The following is a 20334-nucleotide window of genomic DNA, read 5'->3' as shown; positions in this document are numbered from 1 at the left end:
CGGCCAGCCACGCGGCGGCGGCCGAGCGGGCTGCCGCCGCGCCCCGCCCCCTGCGGGCCCGTGACCCGGAACCCGCCCGAAACGGGCGGCGAGGCCCGGCTCCTGGGCACCGTACCCGCCGCCGACCCCTGGACCGACAGGGGCGGTTGGCTAGGGGGACGGGCCGAACCCATAGGGGTTGTGCGGCCAAGAGGGGGTCGAATAGCTTCACATTGCGAGTTGATCTGCTGGAATGCCGATGCAATTACAGGAGCGTGTCGGCTTTCGAGGATGCGCAATGTGAAGGCTATGGGTTAAGGGTTGTGTGGTCTCGGTCAATTCATGCCGAGGAATTCCTCCTCCAGTAGTGGGGGCGTCGAACGACTTTCCACCCAGTTCCCGGTCCTCCATCGCTATTAAGTGCTGACTGCTCAGGGTGGGATTGAATGGCGAACGAAGAGACGCTGCGGGATTACCTCAAGTGGGTTACCGCGGATCTGCACCAGACCCGTCAGCGTCTGCAGGAACTCGAGGCGGCCGACCTCGAGCCCATTGCGATCGTCGGCATGAGCTGCCGCTACCCGGGCGGCGTGCGCAGCCCCGAAGACCTCTGGCAGCTGACCATTTCGGGCGTCGACGCCATCTCCTCGTTCCCGCTCGACCGAGGCTGGGAGAGCCTCGGCGACGCCACCGACTCCGGGGGCCCCTCGTTCGCCATGGAGGGCGGCTTCCTCGACGGCGTCGGCGGCTTCGACCCGGCGTTCTTCGGGATCTCGCCGCGCGAGGCGCTGGCGATGGACCCGCAGCAGCGGCTGCTCCTCGAAACGTCCTGGGAGGCCTTCGAGCGGGCCGGGATCACGGTCGACACGCTGAAGGGCAGCCGCACCGGCGTTTTCGCCGGCACGACGGGACAGGACTATTCGACGCTGCTCCAGCCGCCGCCGGAAGGCACCGGCGGCTATGTCCTGACCGGCACGTCCGCGAGCGTCGTCTCCGGCCGCATCGCCTACACGCTCGGCCTCGAAGGGCCCGCCGTGACGGTCGACACAGCCTGCTCCACCTCGCTCGTGACGCTGCATCTCGCCGTGCAGGCCCTGCGGTCCGGCGAATGCTCCCTGGCGCTCGCCGGCGGCGCGACCGTCATGTCCACCCCTGCGGCGTTCTACGGTTTCAGCGACCAGGGTGGGCTCGCCGCCGACGGCCGCTGCAAGTCGTTCGCCTCGACGGCCGACGGCACGTCGTGGTCCGAAGGCGTGGGCGTGCTGCTCCTGGAGCGCCTCTCCGACGCCCGCCGCAACGGCCGCGAGGTCCTCGCGGTCGTACGTGGCTCCGCGGTGAACCAGGATGGCGCGTCCAATGGCCTGACCGCCCCCAACGGCCCGTCACAGCAGCGCGTCATCCTCCAGGCCCTCGCCAACGCCCGCCTCTCGGCCCAGGCCGTCGACGCGGTGGAGGCACACGGCACGGGCACACGTCTCGGCGACCCCATCGAGGCCGAGGCGCTCATGGCCACGTACGGCCAGGGCAGGGACGCCGAACAGCCCCTGCTCCTGGGTGCGTTGAAGTCGAACATCGGTCACACCCAGGCCGCCGCAGGTGTCGCCGGTGTGATCAAGATGGTCCAGGCGGTACGCCACGGAGTGCTGCCCCGGACCCTGCACGTGGACGAGCCGTCCTCCCACGTCGACTGGTCCGCGGGTGCGGTGGAGCTGGTCACCGAGCAGCGTGCCTGGCCGGAGACGGGAGAGCCGCGCCGTGCGGGCGTCTCGTCGTTCGGCATGAGCGGCACGAATGCGCATGTGATCGTGGAGCAGGCTCCGGAGGTGGAGCCTGTGGTGTCGGAGTCCGTGGCCGGGTCTGCTCCGGTGGTGGGTGCGGTTGTTCCGTTGGTGCTGTCGGGTAAGTCGGAGGATGCGCTGCGGGGGCAGGCGGAGCGGTTGCGGCTGGCTGTTGATGGCGGTGGCTCACTGGCGGAGTTGTCTGCTGTGGGGCGGTCGTTGGCGCTTGGCCGGTCGCGGTTCGAGCATCGTGCGGTGGTGCTCGCGGGTGATGTGGGTTCTTTGGTGGGTGCGTTGTCGGCGGTGGTCGAGGGGCGTGCTGTTGGGGATGTGGTGCGGGGTGTGGCGGGCCGGGCTGTGCGTCCGGTGTTCGTGTTCCCGGGTCAGGGTGCGCAGTGGGTGGGTATGGCTGCGGGGTTGTTGGAGTCGTCGTCGGTGTTCGCGGGGCGGATGGCGGAGTGCGGTGCGGCGTTGGAGTCGTTCACGGACTGGTCTCTGCTGGATGTCGTGCGTGGCGGGGAGGGTGCGCCTGGGTTTGACCGGGTGGATGTGGTGCAGCCGGTCCTGTGGGCGGTGATGGTGTCGCTCGCCGAGCTGTGGCGGGCGTGTGGTGTGGTGCCGGCGGCGGTGATCGGCCACTCCCAGGGTGAGATCGCGGCGGCGGTGGTCGCCGGGGGCTTGTCGCTGGAGGACGGTGCGCGGGTGGTGGCCCTGCGCTCCAAGGCCCTGCTGGCGTTGTCGGGTGGTGGCGGGATGGTGTCGGTGTCGCTTCCGGTGGCGGAGGTGCGTGAGCGCCTGACCGTGTGGGACGGCCGGATCTCGGTGGCGGCGGTGAATGGTCCGTCGTCGGTGGTGGTGTCGGGTGAGCCGGGGGCACTGGATGAGCTGGTGGCCTCTTGCACGGGACAAGGCGTGCGGGCGAAGCGGATCGCGGTGGATTATGCGTCGCATTCGGCTCAGGTGGAGCTGATCGAGGAGGAGCTGGCGGGTCTGCTGGCGGGTGTGGTGCCGGTGTCGGGCCGGGTGCCGTTCTATTCGACGTTGACCGGTGCGCTGCTGGATGACACGTCGGGTCTGGACGGCGGTTACTGGTACCGGAATCTGCGCTCCACGGTGGAGTTCGAGCGGGCGGTGCGGGCGGCTGCCAGTGATGGTCTGTCCGTGTTCATCGAGGTGAGCCCGCATCCCGTGTTGAATCTGGGGTTGCAGGAGATCTTCGAGGAGGCGGGCCGGGACGACGCGGTGGCGCTGGGGACCCTGCGTCGTGACGAGGACGAGGCGCACCGCTTCATGACCTCGGCGGCCGAAGCCCACGTCCACGGCGTCGAGCTGGACTGGGAGGCGGTGTTCGCGGGGCAGCGGGCCACGCATGTGGACCTGCCGACCTACCCCTTCCAACACCAGCAGTTCTGGCCGGAGGCCCAAGAGGTCTCCGTGGCGGGAGCGGCGGACCCGGTGGACGCCGAATTCTGGGACGTCGTGGAGCGCGGCGATCTGGAAGCGCTGGCCGAGACCCTCGAACTCGGCGGTGCCACCCGGGACTCGCTCGGCGAAGTGCTCCCGGTGCTGTCGTCGTGGCGGCGGCAGCGACGGGACGAGTCGACGGTCGACGCGTGGCGCTACCGAGTGACCTGGAAGCCCGTGACGGCGGCCGCGCCCGCCCTGTCCGGCAGTTGGCTGCTCGTCGTCCCCGCCGCCGAGGCCGACCACGAGACGGTGGGCGAGACCGTGCGCGGGCTGACGCGACACGGTGCCGACGTCTCGGTGCTCACCGTCTCCGGCACCGAGGTGGACCGCGAAATTCTTGCCGCCCGGCTGGCCGACGCGCCGGAGCCGGCCGGGGTCGTGTCCCTGCTGGCACTGCTCCACGGGCCGGACCCGGAGCACCCGGTGATCCCGGCGGGCCTCGCGGCCAATGTCGAGCTGGTCAAGGCACTGGGTGACGCGGGACGCCTGGCCCCGCTGTGGCTCCTGACCCGGAGCGCGGTCTCGGTGGGCCGCTCGGACGGCCCTGTCCGCACCGAGCAGGCCATGAACTGGGGCTTCGGCCGTGTCGTCGCCCTCGAACACCCGGAGCGCTGGGGCGGGTTGATCGACCTGCCCGAGATCCTCGACGACCGCGCGTGGACCCGGATCTGTGGCGTGCTCAGCGGTGGCGAGGATGCCGAGGACCAGGTGGCGGTGCGCGCGTCCGGTGTCTTCGGGCGCCGCCTCCAGCGCGCCAGGCCCGGCCAGGGCTCCGCCGGGACCCGGTGGACGCCGCGCGGCACTGTGCTGATCACCGGTGGTACGGGTGCCCTGGGATCGTTCATCGCGCACCGCCTGATCGACCAGGGCGCCGAGCACGTCGTGCTCACCAGCCGCAGGGGCGCCGACGCCCCCGGCGCGCGGGAACTGGAGGAGCGGCTGACCGCACTCGGTGCCAGGGTCACCCTCGCCGCGTGCGACGTGGCGGACCGCGACGCGCTGGCCGCGACGGTCCAGGGGCTGCGCGACGCGGGCGACCGCGTCACGGCGGTCGTGCACGCCGCCGGTGTCGGCCAGCTCAGCGTGATCACCGAGACGAGTCGCGCGGAGTACGCCGATGTCCTCCGGGCGAAGGTCCTTGGCGCCGCCCACCTCCACGAGGTCTTCGGCGACGAGAAGCTGGACGCCTTCATCCTGTTCTCGTCGATCTCCGGCATCTGGGGCAGCGGTGGCCAGGGAGCGTACGGCGCGGCCAACGCCTACCTCGACGCGCTCGCGCAGCAGCGCCGCGCCGACGGCCTGGCCGCCACCGCGATGTCCTGGGGCGCGTGGGGCGGCGCCGGCATGGCCAAGGGCTCGGCCGAGGAGATCCTGAGCAGACGCGGTCTGCCCGTGATGGACCCCGAGCTCGCCATCGACGCGATGCAGGACGCGGTGGGGCACGACGAGACCATGCTGACGGTCGCGGACGTACGCTGGGAACGGTTCGTACCGACGTTCACCGTGGCCCGGCCCAGCCCGCTCCTCGCGGACCTGCCGGAAGTGCGCCGGATCCTCGACGACGCGGCGGCCGTCGAGGCCGCCGAGACGGGCGACCTCTCCGCGTTCCAGCGCAGCCTCGCCGAACTGCCGGAGAACGAGCGTCCCGCCGCGGTTCTCGACCTCGTACGCACCGAGGCCGCTGCCGTGCTCGGCCTGGCCGATGCCATGGCGCTGGAGGCGAACCGGGCCTTCCGCGAGGTCGGCTTCGACTCGCTGACCGCCGTGGAGGTGCGCAATCGCCTGAAGGCCGCCACCGGCCTGCGGCTCTCCACCACCCTGGTCTTCGACTACCCGACGGCGACCGTCCTGGCCGAATACCTGCTCGCCGAGTCCCTCGGCCACGAGGACGACACCGCCGCGACGGCCCCGACCGCCGGTGCCGCTGCCGCCGACGACGACCCGATCGTCATCGTCGGCATGGGCTGCCGCTTCCCCGGTGACGTACGGACGCCGGAACAGCTGTGGGACCTCGCCGCCACCGGCACCGACGCCATCTCCGGGTTCCCCGCCGACCGCGGCTGGGAGCGTGCCTTCGCCGACGACGGCAGTGGTCCGGGCTTCACGCCGATGGGTGGCTTCCTCAGCGGTGCGGCCGCCTTCGACGCAGGGTTCTTCGGGATCAGCCCGCGTGAGGCGCTGGCGATGGACCCGCAGCAGCGGCTCCTCCTGGAGACCTCCTGGGAGGCCTTCGAGCGCTCCGGGATCGTCCCCGCTTCCGCGCGCGGAAGCAGCACGGGTGTGTTCATCGGCGCCTCGTCGCAGGGGTACGCGAGCGACGTCCACCAGCCGCCGGAGGGCGTCGAGGGCTACCTCCTCACCGGCACGGCCACCGCAGTGATCTCCGGCCGCATCGCCTACGCCCTCGGCCTCGAAGGCCCGGCCGTCACCATCGACACCGCGTGCTCGTCGTCGCTGGTCGCCCTGCACATGGCCGCGCAGGCACTGCGCCAGGGCGAGTGCTCCATGGCGCTGGCCGGCGGCGCCGCGATCATGGCGACGCCGGCGGTCTTCGCCGAGTTCAGCCGCCAGGGCGGCCTGTCGTCCGACGGCCGTTGCAAGGCGTTCGCGGAAGCCTCCGACGGTACGGGCTGGGGCGAGGGCGTCGGAGTACTGCTCCTGGAGCGGCTGTCCGACGCCGAGCGCAACGGCCACCGGGTGCTGGCCGTCGTCAGGGGCAGCGCCATCAACCAGGACGGCGCCAGCAACGGCATCAGCGCCCCCAACGGACCCTCGCAGCAGCGCGTCATCCGCCAGGCCCTGGTCAACGCGGGCCTCACCGCGGACCAGGTGGACGCGGTGGAGGCGCACGGCACCGGCACCACGCTGGGCGACCCCATCGAGGCGCAGGCCGTCCTCACGACGTACGGCAGGCACCGGGACGGCCGACTGCCGCTGCTGCTCGGCTCGTTGAAGTCGAACATCGGTCACACGCAGGCTGCCGCGGGGGTCGCCGGGATCATCAAGATGGTCATGGCGCTCCGGCACGGAGTGCTCCCGAAGACCCTGCACGTGGACAAGCCCTCCACCCACGTGGACTGGACCGAAGGCGCCGTTGAACTCCTGACCGAGCGGCGGGACTGGCCGGAGACCGACCACCCCCGCAGGTGCGGCATCTCCTCGTTCGGCGTGAGCGGCACGAACGCCCACGTCATCCTGGAACAAGCCCCGGAGCCGGCCCCCGCCGCCATCGCACCGCCCGCGCCCCGCACACAGGGCGGGCCCGCGGCACTGCCGTGGGTGCTGTCCGCACGGGACGAGGAAGCGCTGCGCGGCCAGGCGGAACGCCTGCGCACGACGGTCGTCGCCGACCCCGGCCTCGATCCGCTGGATGTCGCGTACTCGCTGGCCACCACCCGATCCGTCCACGAACGCCGAGCCGTGCTGGTCGCGACCGACCGCGACGCCTTCCTCGACGGGCTCACCGCCCTCGCCGACCAGGGAACTGCCGCAGGACTGGTACGGGACGCGGGAGCGCGCGGCCGGGTGGGCGTGCTGTTCTCCGGCCAGGGTTCGCAGCGGATGGGCATGGGGCGGGAGTTGTACGAGGCGTATCCCGTCTTCGCGGACGCGTTCGACGCGGTGTGTGCGGAGCTGGACCGGCACTTGGAGACGCCTCTTCGCGAGGTGGTCTTCGAGCGCGGTGAGCTGTTGGATCGGACGCAGTTCACGCAGGCGGGTCTGTTCGCGCTGGAAGTGGCGCTGTTCGAACTGGTGACGTCGTGGGGCGTGAAGCCGGACTTCCTGCTGGGCCACTCGATCGGTGAGCTGTCGGCCGCGTACGTCGCCGGCGTGTTGTCCCTCGAAGACGCTGCCGCTCTCGTCGCCGCGCGGGGCCGTCTGATGCAGGCGCTCCCGACCGGAGGCGCGATGGTCTCGTTGCAGGCGGCAGAGGACGAAGTCCTGCCGCTGCTGGTCGAGGGCGTCTCGATAGCGGCCCTCAACGGCCCGCGCTCCACGGTGATTTCAGGTGATGAGGCGGCGGTTCTCGAGATCGCCGCGCACTTCGAGGGCGAGGGTCGCAAGACCAAGCGCCTGCGGGTCAGTCATGCCTTCCACTCGCCGCGTATGGACGCGATGCTGGACGACTTCCGTGCGGTCGCGGAGAGCCTGACCTTCAATGCCCCGCAGCTTTCGATCGTCTCGGACGTGACGGGTGAGATCCTGTCGGCCGAGGAGACTCAGAACCCGGAGTACTGGGTCCGCCATGTCCGTGAGGCCGTCCGTTTCCTGGGCGGCATCCGCACTCTGGAAGCCCAGGGCGTGACCGCGTTCCTGGAGCTGGGCCCCGACGGAGTCCTCTCCGCCATGGCGCAGGACTGCGTGAGCGGCGGCTCCGAGGGCGGCGATGAGCTCACCTTCGTACCCGTTCTGCGCAAGAACCGCGAAGAATCGGAGAGCCTGCTCACCGCGCTGGCCGAGCTCTACGTACGCGGCAGGGCAGTTGACTGGGCGACGTACTTCTCCGAAGCAGGCACCGGTGCCCGCCGGGTCGACCTGCCCACGTACGCCTTCCAGCACGGTCAGTACTGGCTCCAAGGCGGTGCGGCGGCGGGAGACGTCCGGCAGGCGGGGCTCGGGACGGCCGATCACCCGCTGCTGGGTGCCAAGGTCGAGCTGGGCCACTCCGACGAGTACGTCTTCACCGGCCGGCTGTCGCTGGACAGCCACCCCTGGCTCGCCGACCACACGGTGATGGGCACGGTGCTGATGCCCGGCACCGCGTTCGTCGAACTGGCCGTCAAGGCCGGTGACGACGTGGGCTGCGACCACCTCGAAGAACTGACCATCGAGGCACCGCTCGTCCTGTCCCCCGAAGGGGCCGTCGGCCTCCAGCTGTGGGCGGGCCCCGCCGACGAGGCAGGCCGCCGGGCCGTGGAGATCCACTCCCGCGACCTCGGCCGGGCGGAGGCGTCCTGGACGCGCCACGCGAGCGGCACCCTCACGTCGGGCGGCGACCGGCCCGACGCGGGCGACCTCACGGTCTGGCCGCCGGAAGGCGCCACCGAAGTGCCCGTCGACGGGCTCTACGACTACCTCACAGCCATCGGCTACGGCTACGGCCCGGTGTTCCAGGGGCTGCGTGCGGCATGGCGGCTCGGCGAGGAGGTCTTCGCCGAGGTCGCCCTGCCCGACGGCACGGAGACCGGGGCGGCACGGTTCGGACTGCACCCCGCGCTCCTCGACTCGGCGCTCCACGCGATGGGCCTGAGCACGTCGCACGACGCCGACGGTGACGGCGGGGGCCGCAACCGTCTGCCGTTCGCCTGGAACGGCGTGACGTTGTACGCGGCGGGCGCCGACGCCCTCCGCGTGCGGATCACCCCCAAGGACGCCCAGGGCTCCCAGGACTCCACGGGTGCCAACGGGTCCACGGGTGCCAAGGGCCCGGAGGGGGTCTCACTGACCCTCGCGGACCCGAAGGGCGCGCCCGTCGCGGTCATCGAGTCCCTGGTGCTGCGCACCGTCACATCGGCACAGCTCGACGGCGCGCGGCAGTCCACGCACCACGACTCGCTGTTCCGCCTCGGCTGGTCACCCGCCGCGGTCGACCGCACCTTCCCCGACGCCCGTTGGGCCGTGCTCGGGGCGGACCACCTCGGTCTCGCGGCATCCGGTGTCGGCGTAGACGCCTTCGCCGGCCTCGACGACCTGGCGGCCGCGCCCACTCCGCCGCCCGCCGTCCTGCTCGCCTTCGCCCCGTCCGCCACGGACACGGCCGCCTCGGACGCCGCTCATGAACGTACGGCCGAGGCCCTGGAAGCCGTCCAGGCATGGCTGGCCGACGAGCGGTTCACCGACGTCCTGATGGTCGTCGCGACGCGGGGCGCGGTAGCGGTCGACGGCGAGGACGTGACCGACCTGGCACAGGCGGCCGTGTGGGGGCTGCTGCGCTCCGCGCAGTCCGAGGCTCCGGGCAGGTTCGTACTCGTCGACATCGACGACGCGGACGTGTCCGCGCAGAGCCTCGTGACGGCCGTCGCCTGCGGTGAGCAGCAACTCGCGGTCCGTGCGGGGAAGATACTCGTCCCGCGCCTGGACCGCGTCGCGGTCGCCGAGCTGGACGCCGAGTCGGTGGTCGACCCTGACGCCGCCGACCGGGAAGACGCAGATCAGGCAGACGCAGACCAGGGAGACACCGTCGGTCAGCCGGGCACCGCGCTGATCACCGGCGCCAGCGGTTTCCTCGGCGGCCTGGTCGCTCGTCGCCTCGCCGAGCGAGGCACGCGCCACCTGCTGCTGGTCAGCCGTCGCGGGGGCGACGCGCCGAACGCGGCGCGACTCGCCGAGGAGCTGGCCGAGTCGGGTGCGGAGGTCACCTTCGCCGCCTGCGACACATCGGACCGTTCCGCGCTCGCCGCGGTGCTCTCGGAGATCCCCGCGGCGCACCCGCTCACCACGGTGGTGCACGCCGCGGGCATCGTGGACGACGGCGTCCTCGCGTCCCTGACCCCGCAGAGGCTCGCGGACGTGCTCCGTCCCAAGGTCGACGCCGCCTGGCACCTGCACGAGCTGACCATGGAACTCGCGGTACGGGAATTCGTACTGTTCTCCTCGGCCGCCGGCACCTTCGGCGGCCCCGGACAGGCCAACTACGCGGCCGCCAACGCCTTCCTCGACGGACTGGCCCAGCACCGGAGCGCCCAGGGCCTCCCCGCCGTCTCCCTCGCCTGGGGCCCCTGGGCGGAGAGCGGCATGGCAGGCCGGATGGACGAGGCCGACATCGCCCGCATGGCCCGCTCGGGGCTCGCGCCCCTCACACAGGAACAGGGCATCGAGCTGTTCGACACCGGCCGGACGGCGGGCCACGCGGTGCTCATGCCGACGCGGCTCACCGCGGGCTCCCCGCAGGTGCGGCCCGACGCGATCCCGCCGCTGCTGCGCGGGCTGATCCGCGGACCGGTCCGGCCGACGGCGGCAGGCAAGAGCGGTCCGGCGGGCGCGTCGGCAGCCGACCTCAAGCAGCGACTGGCCGCCGCGGACACCGCGGAGCGAGACCGGATCCTGCTCGACATCCTGCGCACCGCCATCGCCGACGTGCTCGGCCACGGCTCTCCCGCGGCCGTGGAAGTCACCCGCGGTTTCCTGGAGATCGGCTTCGACTCGCTCACGGCGGTGGAGCTGCGCAACCGGCTCAATGCCGAGACCGGCCTGCGGCTCCCCTCGACGCTGGTCTTCGACCACCCGTCCCCGGAAGCGCTGGCCGCCCACCTGCGGGACGAGCTCGTCGAGGACGGGGCGAGCTCGGCGCTGGCCCTCCTCGCCGAGCTCGACCGGCTGGAAAGGGCTCTGGCCACAGTCGCGTCGGACGACGCCGACCGGGCCGCGGTCACCGACCGGCTGCGGGGGCTCATGTCCGCTTGGAACGGCGGCGGAGCCGAGGGCGACGCACCGGGCGGCCAGGACCTCGAATCGGCCACGGCCGACGAGATCTTCGACCTGCTGGACGAGGAGCTCGAAACGTCCTGAGGGTTCCGGGCTCCCTCCATCTCTGCCTCCGCACACCCCGGACACCTCCACCCCCTCGAACATCCCGATCCACGTCGATCACCTCTTCAAGGAGTGACACCCCATGGCGAACGAGGAGAAGTTCCTCGCCTACCTCAAGCGGGCCACGGCGGACCTGCGCGAGACTCGCCATCGGCTGCGCGAGATGGAGGACCGGGAGCGCGAGCCCATCGCGATCGTGGGCATGAGCTGCCGCTACCCCGGTGGTGTCAACAGCCCCGAGCAGCTGTGGGAGCTTGTCGCCGCGGGCGGGGACGGGATATCCCCGTTCCCCACCGACCGTGGCTGGGACGTGGAAGGGCTCCTCAGCTCCGACCCGGGCGAGTCCGGCACGTCGTACGTGCACGAAGGCGGCTTCCTGCACGAGGCCGGCGCCTTCGACCCCGGCTTCTTCGGGATCAGCCCGCGCGAGGCGCTGGCGATGGACCCGCAGCAGCGGCTGCTCCTCGAAGTGTCCTGGGAGGCCTTCGAGCGCGCCGGCATCGACCCGACCTCGCTCAAGGGGAGCCGGACGGGGGTGTTCGCGGGCCTGATGTACCACGACTACATCAGCCAGCTGCAGTCCGTACCGGACGGCGTGGAAGGCTACTTGGGTACGGGTAACTCGGGCAGTGTCCTGTCCGGCCGCGTCTCCTACACGCTGGGCCTCGAAGGGCCTGCGGTGACGGTGGACACGGCGTGCTCGTCGTCCCTGGTCGCTCTCCACTTCGCGGTGCAGGCGCTGCGGTCGGGCGAATGCTCGATGGCGCTGGCCGGCGGTGTGACGGTCATGGCGACTCCCGGCACGTTCGTGGACTTCAGCCGCCAGCGCGGCCTGTCGTTCGACGGCCGCTGCAAGTCCTTCGCCGCGAGCGCGGACGGCACGGGCTGGGCCGAGGGCGCGGGCGTGCTCGTGGTGGAGCGCCTCTCCGACGCACGCCGCCTGGGACACCAAGTGCTGGCCGTCGTAAGGGGTTCCGCGGTCAACCAGGACGGCGCGAGCAGCGGACTCACCGCGCCCAACGGCCCGTCCCAGCAGCGCGTCATCCGCCAGGCCCTGGCCGGCGCGAGGCTCGCCCCCGAACAGATCGACGTGGTGGAGGCGCATGGTACGGGTACGACGCTGGGCGACCCGATCGAGGCGCAGGCGCTGATCGCGACGTACGGCCAGGACCGTCCGGAGGGCCGGCCCCTGTGGCTCGGTTCGCTGAAGTCGAACATTGGTCACACTCAGGCCGCCGCGGGTGTCGCCGGGATCATCAAGATGGTCATGGCGATGCGGGAGGGTGTGCTGCCGCAGACCCTGCACGTGGATGAGCCGACGCCCCAGGTCGACTGGTCGGCAGGGGCTGTTGAGCTGCTCACCGAGTCCGTGGCATGGCCGGAGACGGGTGAGCCGCGCCGTGCGGGCGTCTCGTCGTTCGGCGTCAGCGGCACTAACGCGCATGTGGTGTTGGAGCAGGCGCCGGAGGCCGAGGAGCCGGCGGTGGTTGTGGCTCCGGTGGCGCTGCCGGGGGTGCCGTGGGTTGTCTCGGCGAAGTCGGAGGCGGGGCTGGCGGGGCAGGTGGAGCGGCTGAGGTCGTTCGTCACCGAGCGCTCTGAGCTGTCGCCGGTGGATGTGGGTTTCTCGCTGGTGACGTCGCGTGCGGTGCTGGAGCATCGGGCGGTGCTGCTGGGTGAGCAGACGGTTCAGGGCTCGGTTTCGCCGGGTCGGGTGGGTGTGCTGTTCTCGGGTCAGGGTTCGCAACGGGCGGGCATGGGGCGGGAGTTGTACGAGGCGTATCCCGTCTTCGCGGACGCGTTTGATGGGGTGTGTGCGGAGCTGGACCGTCACCTGGACCGGCCTCTTCGTGAGGTGGTCTTCGAGGGTGGCGAACTGCTGGATCGGACGCAGTTCACGCAGGCGGGTCTGTTCGCGCTGGAAGTGGCGCTGTTCGAGCTGGTGACGTCGTGGGGGGTGAAGCCGGATTATCTGCTGGGTCACTCCATTGGTGAGCTGTCGGCTGCGTACGTGGCCGGTGTGCTGTCTCTCGAAGACGCCGCCGCTCTGGTTGCTGCGCGGGGTCGTCTGATGCAGGCGCTCCCGGCGGGCGGCGCGATGGTCTCGTTGCAGGCGGCGGAGGACGAAGTCCTGCCGCTGCTGGTCGAGGGCGTCTCGATCGCCGCGCTCAACGGTCCGCGCTCCACGGTGATTTCGGGTGACGAGGCGGCTGTCCTGCGGATCGCCGCGCACTTCGAGGGCGAGGGCCGTAAGACCAAGCGGCTGCGGGTCAGCCACGCTTTCCACTCGCCGCGTATGGACGCGATGCTGGACGACTTCCGTGCGGTCACGCAGGGGCTTACCTTCAACGCCCCGCAGCTGTCGATCGTCTCGGACGTGACGGGTGAGGTCCTGTCGGTCGAGGAGATCCAGGATCCCGAGTACTGGGTGCGTCACGTCCGTGAGGCCGTTCGTTTCCTGGACGGCATCCGCACTCTGGAAGCGGAAGGCGTGACCGCGTTCCTGGAGCTGGGCCCGGACGGCGTGCTCTCCGCCATGGCGCAGGACTGTGTTGCCTCTGACTCCGGCGAGCTCGCCTTCGTACCCGCCCTCCGCAAGAACCGTGACGAGCCCGACGCACTCCTCACCGCCCTCGCCGAACTCCACGTACGCGGCAAGGCAGTTGACTGGACGACGTACTTCGCCGGCACCGGCGCCCGCCGCGTCGACCTGCCCACCTACGCCTTCCAGCACCAGCAGTTCTGGCCGCAGGGGCATGCCCCCGCTTCGGTCGTCGCCCCGGCCGATCCGGTGGACGCCCGGTTCTGGGAGGCCGTCGAGCAGGGAGACCTGGCGGCGCTGGTCGGCACGCTCGGCGTCGAGGACGAGACACAGGCGGCGCTCGGCGACCTGCTGCCCGTGCTGTCCGCGTGGCGGCGGCAGCGGCGGGACGCGTCGAAGGTCGACGGCTGGCGCTACCGCATCACCTGGAAGCCGCTGAAGCTTCGGACGGACACCGGAATCGGCGAGCCCTGGCTGCTGGTCGTGCCCGATGCCGGAGCCGACGAGACGGCGGAGGCCGTCGGTCGGGCGCTCTCCGCCGGTGGCGCCGAGGTCGTGACGGTGCCCGTCGCGGCAGGCGGTGCCGACCGCGTTGAACTCGCCCGGGCGGTGCGCCGAGCGCTGCCCGAGGGCCGGCCGGTCGCCGGCATCGTGTCGCTGACCGCGCTCGACGAGGCACCCGACCACGCCCACCCGACGCTCCCTGGCGGTGTCGCCGCCCTGCTGGCTCTGATGCAGGTCCTGGTGGAGCAGGGCGTGGACGCTCCGCTGTGGTGTGTGACGCGCGGCGCCGTGTCCATCGGCAGGTCCGAATCGGTCTCCGGCGCCGTGCAGGCGCAGACCTGGGGGCTGGGCCGGGTCTTCGGCCTGGAGCACCCCGACCGCTGGGGCGGGCTGATCGACCTTCCCGCGGAGCTGGATGCACTGGACGCACGTGCCTGGTCGAGACTGCCGGGCGTCCTCACGGACCCGGCCGGCGAGGACCAGGTGGCACTGCGCTCGGGCGGCGTGTTCGGACGCCGTCTCGTCCGGGCTCCGGAGGGCGACGACCAGACGCCCGAGCCCTGGCGCCCGCAGGGCACGGCCCTGATCACCGGAGGCTTGGGCGCCCTCGGCGCCCACACCGCGCGGTGGCTCGCCCGCGCCGGCGTGGAGCATCTGGTACTCACCGGCCGACGGGGCGCGGAGACGGCAGGTGCCGCCGAACTCGAGGCCGAACTGACCGCGTCGGGCGCCCGGGTGACGATCGCGGCCTGCGACGTCGCCGACCGCGAGGCGCTGGCCGAAGTCGTCGCCCGCGTGCAGGAGGCGGACGGCAGGCCCATCCGCACGGTGGTCCACGCCGCTGGCGTCACCACACAGGCGGGGCTCGCCGACGCGGACCCGGCCGCCTTCGCCGACGCCCTCGCCGCCAAGGCGACCGGCGCCGCCAACCTCGACGCGATCTTCGGCGCCGACACCCGCGACTCGCTGGACGCCTTCGTCCTCTTCGCTTCCGGCGCCGGTGTGTGGGGCGGCGCCGGACAGGGCGCCTACGCCACGGGCAACGCCTACCTCGACGGCCTCGCGGAGCACCGTCGGGCCCGCGGCCTCACGGCCACGTCCATCTCCTGGGGCGGCTGGTCCGGAGGCGGTATGGCCGTGGGCACGGCACAGGAGATGCTCGCCCGCCGCGGACTCGGCGGAATGGACCCGGAACTCGCGGTCGGCGCCCTGGTCCAGGCGGTCGGTGCGGGGGCGACCTGCCTGACCGTCGCGGACGTCGACTGGGCGCTGTTCGCACCCGCCTTCACCATGGCGCGGCCGAGGCCCCTCATCGATGACATCCCCGAAGCCGCCGAAGCCCTGCGGGCGCCGGAGGCCGACGGCGCGAGCGGACGGGACGTCGCGGAGGCGCTGCGCGAGCGGCTAGCCGCGCTGTCGACGGCCGAACGCGACCGGGCGCTGCTCGACCTGGTCAGGGCGGAGGCCGCGGCTGTGCTCGGCCACCCGTCGCCCGACGCCGTCGCCCCGGACCGGGCCTTCAGCGAGCTGGGCTTCGACTCGCTCACCGCCGTCGAACTCCGCAACCGTCTGAACGCAGCCACCGGCCTGACCCTGCCCACCACCCTCGTCTTCGACCACCCCACATCGGGCGATATCGCCCTGCGCCTCCTCGCACCCCAGCTCGGCGCCGCCGACCCGACCGCGGAAGCGGCAGGGGAGACGGCGGACCGACTGTCGGCACACGCCGACGACGAGCCCATCGCCATCGTCTCCATGGGCTGCCGGTACCCGGGTGGCGTCCGGACCCCGGAGGACCTCTGGCGCCTGGTGGCATCGGGCGGCGACGGGATGAGCGAATTCCCGCACGACCGCGGCTGGGACATCGACCGGCTGTACCGCGGCGACGACGGGCAGCCCGTCACCACCCAGGCCCACGAGGGCGGATTCGTCCACGACGTCGCGGAGTTCGACGCCTCCCTCTTCGGCATCTCGCCCCGCGAGGCCCTGGGCATGGACCCGCAGCAGCGGCTGCTCCTGGAGACCGCCTGGGAGACCTTCGAGCGCGCCGGGATCAGCCCGGCATCGGTACGCGGAAGCCGCACCGGCGTGTTCACCGGAACCAACGGCCAGGACTACGCGACGGTCCTGCTCGGTTCGGCCGACGCCGGTGCGGGTTCCCTCGCCACGAGCAACGCGGCCAGCGTCGTGTCGGGCCGCCTCTCCTACACGTTCGGCCTGGAAGGCCCGGCGATGACGGTGGACACGGCGTGCTCGTCGTCGCTGGTCGCCCTGCACCTCGCGGTGCAGGCGCTGCGGTCGGGCGAGTGCGTTATGGCCCTGGCGGGCGGCGCCACCGTGATGTCGACCCCCGCGGCGTTCATGGAGTTCAGCAGGCAGGGCGCGCTGGCCACGGACGGCCGGTGCAAGTCCTTCGCGGAGGCGGCGGACGGCACGGGGTGGGGCGAGGGCGTGGGCCTGCTGCTCCTGGAGCGTCTCTCGGACGCCCGCCGCAGCGGCCATCAGGTGCTGGGTATCGTGCGCGGCTCCGCCGTCAACCAGGACGGCGCGTCCAACGGCCTGACCGCACCCAACGGCCCCTCCCAGCAGCGCGTCATCCGCCAGGCCCTCGAAGGGGCGGGCCTCTCACCCGCACAGATCGACGTCGTGGAAGGCCACGGTACGGGTACGACGCTGGGCGACCCGATCGAGGCGCAGGCGCTGATCGCGACGTACGGCCAGGACCGTCCGGAGGACCGCCCCCTGTGGCTGGGCTCGCTGAAGTCCAACATCGGCCACACGCAGGCCGCCGCAGGCGTCGCGGGCGTCATCAAGATGGTCATGGCGATGCGCGAAGGCGTACTGCCGCAGACCCTGCACGTCGACGAGCCGTCCTCCCACGTGGACTGGTCGGCGGGCGCCGTGGAACTCCTCACGGACTCGGTCGACTGGCCGGCGACGGGCGAACCGCGGCGCGCCGCGGTGTCGTCGTTCGGCGTCAGCGGTACGAACGCGCACGTGATCCTGGAGCAGGCTCCGGAGGCCGAGGAGCCGGCGAAGGCTACGGCTCCGGTGGCGCTGCCGGTGACGCCGTGGGTGGTGTCGGCACGTTCCGCGGGAGCCTTGTCGGCGCAGGTGGAGCGGCTGAGGTCGTTCGTCGCCGAGCGCTCTGAGCTGTCGCCGGTGGATGTGGGTTTCTCGCTGGTGACGTCGCGTGCGGTGCTGGAGCACCGGGCGGTGCTGCTGGGCGAGCGGACGGTTCAGGGCTCGGCTTCGCCGGGTCGGATGGGCGTGCTGTTCTCGGGTCAGGGTTCGCAACGGGCGGGCATGGGGCGGGAGTTGTACGAGGCGTATCCCGTCTTCGCGGACGAGTTCGACGCGGTGTGCGCGGAGCTGGACCGGCACCTGGACCGGCCTCTTCGTGAGGTGGTCTTCGAGGGCGGCGAACTGCTGGATCGGACGCAGTTCACGCAGGCGGGTCTGTTCGCGCTGGAGGTTTCCCTCTTCCGTCTGGTTGAGGCGTGGGGGGTGAAGCCGGACTATCTGCTGGGTCACTCGATCGGTGAGCTGTCGGCCGCTTACGTGGCCGGGGTGCTGTGCCTCGAAGAGGCTGCGGCGCTGGTGGCGGCTCGGGGTCGTCTGATGCAGGCGCTCCCGACCGGTGGCGCGATGGTGTCGCTCCAGGCGGCGGAGGACGAGGTCCTGCCGCTGCTGGTCGACGGTATGTCCATCGCCGCACTCAACGGGCCGTCCGCCACCGTGATTTCAGGCGACGAGGACGCGGTGCTTGCCATCGCCGCGCACTTCGAGGGCGAGGGTCGTAAGACCAAGCGGCTGCGGGTCAGCCACGCTTTCCACTCGCCGCGTATGGACGCGATGCTGGACGACTTCCGTGCGGTCGCGGCGAGCCTGACCTTCAATGCCCCGCAGCTTCCGATCGTGTCCGATGTGACGGGTGAGGTCCTGTCGGTCGAGGAGATCCAGGATCCCGAGTACTGGGTGCGTCACGTGCGTGAGGCCGTTCGTTTCCTGGACGGCATCCGCACTCTGGAAGCGGAAGGCGTGACCGCGTTCCTGGAGCTGGGCCCGGACGGCGTGCTCTCCGCCATGGCGCAGGACTGTGTTGCCTCTGACTCCGGCGAGCTCGCCTTCGTACCCGCCCTCCGCAAGAACCGTGAAGAGCCCGACGCACTCCTCACCGCCCTCGCGGAACTCCAAGTACGCGGCAAGGCAGTTGACTGGACCGCGTACTACACCGGTACCGGCGCCCGCCGCGTAGACCTGCCCACCTACGCCTTCCAGCACGACCGCTACTGGCCGAGCGCCGCGCGCGTACCGGTGGCCGTCCGGACGGATGGTGGACAGGGCCCGGTGGACACCGAGTTCTGGGGCGTGGTCGAGCGCGGCGACGTGGACGAGCTGGCCAGGACCCTCGAACTCGCGGACAGCGGAGAGTCCACTCTGGCGAGCGTGCTCCCCGCCCTCTCCAGCTGGCACCGGAAGCGCAGCGAGGACTCGGCCGTCGCCGGATGGCGGTACCGCGTGACGTGGCACCCGCTCGCGGATGCGGGCACCCAGGGCACCTCGGCAACCTCGGGCGCCACGGCCGCGCAGAAGACCTCCTTGCTGAACGGGACGTGGGTGCTCGCGGTGCCCGAGGCGGATGCCGCGAGCACAGCCCTGACCGACTGCGCGACCGCGCTCCGCGAGCACGGCGCGAACGTGACCGTGCTGCCCGTGGACGGCGGCAGGGACACCGTGAAGGACGTCGCCGAGCGGCTCTGCGAAGCGGTCGCCGAGCCAGGGACGCTCTCCGGAGTGCTGTCGCTGCTCAGCTTCGACGAGCGGCCGCACCCCGCGCACGATGCGCTGCCCGTCGGTTCGTTCGCCGTGCTGGCCCTGCTGCGCGCGATGACCGAGCTGGGTCTTGAGGCGCCCCTGTGGTGTGCCACGCGGACCGCCGTCTCGGTGCGCCGCTCCGATGTCCTCGCGCGGCCGGCGCAGGCCCAGACGTGGGGGCTCGGGCGGGTCGCCTCGCTGGAGCACCCGAAGCTGTGGGGCGGCCTGATCGACCTGCCGGAGCGGGTGGACGCGACCGCGCTGAACCGCCTGGTTTCCGTTCTCGCGCGGACCGACCACGAGGACCAGGTGGCCGTGCGCGAGGCCGGTGTGCTCACCCGGCGCGTGGTGCCCGCTCCGCTCGACGGTCCGGTGCCCGCCAGGCCGTGGAAGCCGTCGGGCACGGCGGTCATCACCGGAGGCACCGGCGCGCTCGGCGGCCATGTCGCGCGGTGGCTCGCCGGCGGCGGGGCCGAGCACGTCGTCCTCACCAGCCGCAGCGGTGGCAAGGCCGCAGGCGTCGACGACCTGGTCGTGGACATCGAGAAAGCGGGCGCCAGGGTCACCGTCGCGGCGTGCGACGTGACCGACCGCGCGGCGGTGGCCGCGCTCCTGGAGAAGCTCGCCGCGGACGGCGACGTGGTGCGCACCGTCGTGCACGCCGCCGGAGTCGGCGTGCTCGCGCCCCTGGCGGTGACGGACGACGTACTCTTCGCGGACATCGCGTCGGCGAAGGTCGCGGGGGCCAGGCACCTGGACGAGCTCCTCGACCGGGAGAACCTCGACGCGGTCGTCTACTTCTCTTCCGTCTCGGCGATCTGGGGCGTCGGCGACCACGGCGCCTACGCGGCGGCCAACGCCTACACGGACGCCCTCGCCGAACAGCGCAGGGCCGAGGGCGTGCCCGCCCTGTCGGTGGCGTGGGGCCCGTGGGCCGGTGGCGGCATGGTCAGCGACGACGCGAAGATTCTCCTCGACCGCCAGGGCGTGCGTCTCATCCAGCCGGATACGGGCATGACCGCGCTGCGGCAGGCCCTGGAGAACGACGACACGTCCGTGGTGGTGGCCGATGTCGACTGGGAGCGTTTCGCCCCCGTCTTCACCATGGCCCGCGAGCGCCCCCTGATCGGCGACCTTCCGCAGGTGAGGGCTATGGCGGCTCCGGACGCGGGCCGGGCCGAGGAGACGGGCGAGGTACACGCGCTCCGCGCGGAACTGACCGTGCTGGCCGAGGCCGACCGGGAACGGCTGCTCCTCGACCTGGTGCGGGAGCACGCGGCGACGGTACTCGGGCATGCGACGCCGGACGGAGTCGAACCGGGCCGGGCCTTCCGCGAACTCGGCTTCGACTCGCTCACCGCTGTCGAGCTGCGCAACCGGCTCGACGCCGCGACCGGCCTGCGACTGCCCGCGACCTCCGTGTTCGACCATCCGACGCCGGCCGCGCTCGCCCGCCACCTGCAGGCAGAGATCCTGCAGGACACGGAGGGTGATCTGCCTCCCGGCGCCGAACTCGACCGCCTCGAACAGGTCCTCGCCGCCCGCGCACACGACGACATCGGGCGCGTACGGGTGGTCATGCGCCTGGAATCCCTCCTGTCCAGGCTCAACGAGACCCACGGGCCCGAGGACCGGACGGACGCCGCGGAGAGGCTCGAGTCCGCGACGAACGAGGAGTTGTTCGACCTGATCGACAACGACCTCGGGATCTCTTGACGT

The 20334-nt window shown here is 71.9% G+C and carries 1 protein-coding gene and 1 pseudogene; both read left to right on the top strand.

What is annotated here, in order from left to right; translation table 11 throughout:
* Nucleotides 1-437: 437 nt before the first annotated feature.
* Nucleotides 438-10733 (top strand): annotated as a pseudogene (locus OHA19_RS43660) (type I polyketide synthase); the annotation flags it as partial.
* A gap of 103 nt (nucleotides 10734-10836) precedes the next feature.
* Nucleotides 10837-20331, top strand: coding sequence for a type I polyketide synthase (locus OHA19_RS43655; protein WP_331754621.1), 9495 nt, complete (start codon nucleotides 10837-10839; stop codon nucleotides 20329-20331).
* Nucleotides 20332-20334: the final 3 nt, after the last annotated feature.

This window comes from Streptomyces sp. NBC_00012 (assembly GCF_045040875.1).
Classification (GTDB): Bacteria; Actinomycetota; Actinomycetes; order Streptomycetales; family Streptomycetaceae; genus Streptomyces.
This window is presented reverse-complemented; position numbering and strand designations above follow the sequence as displayed.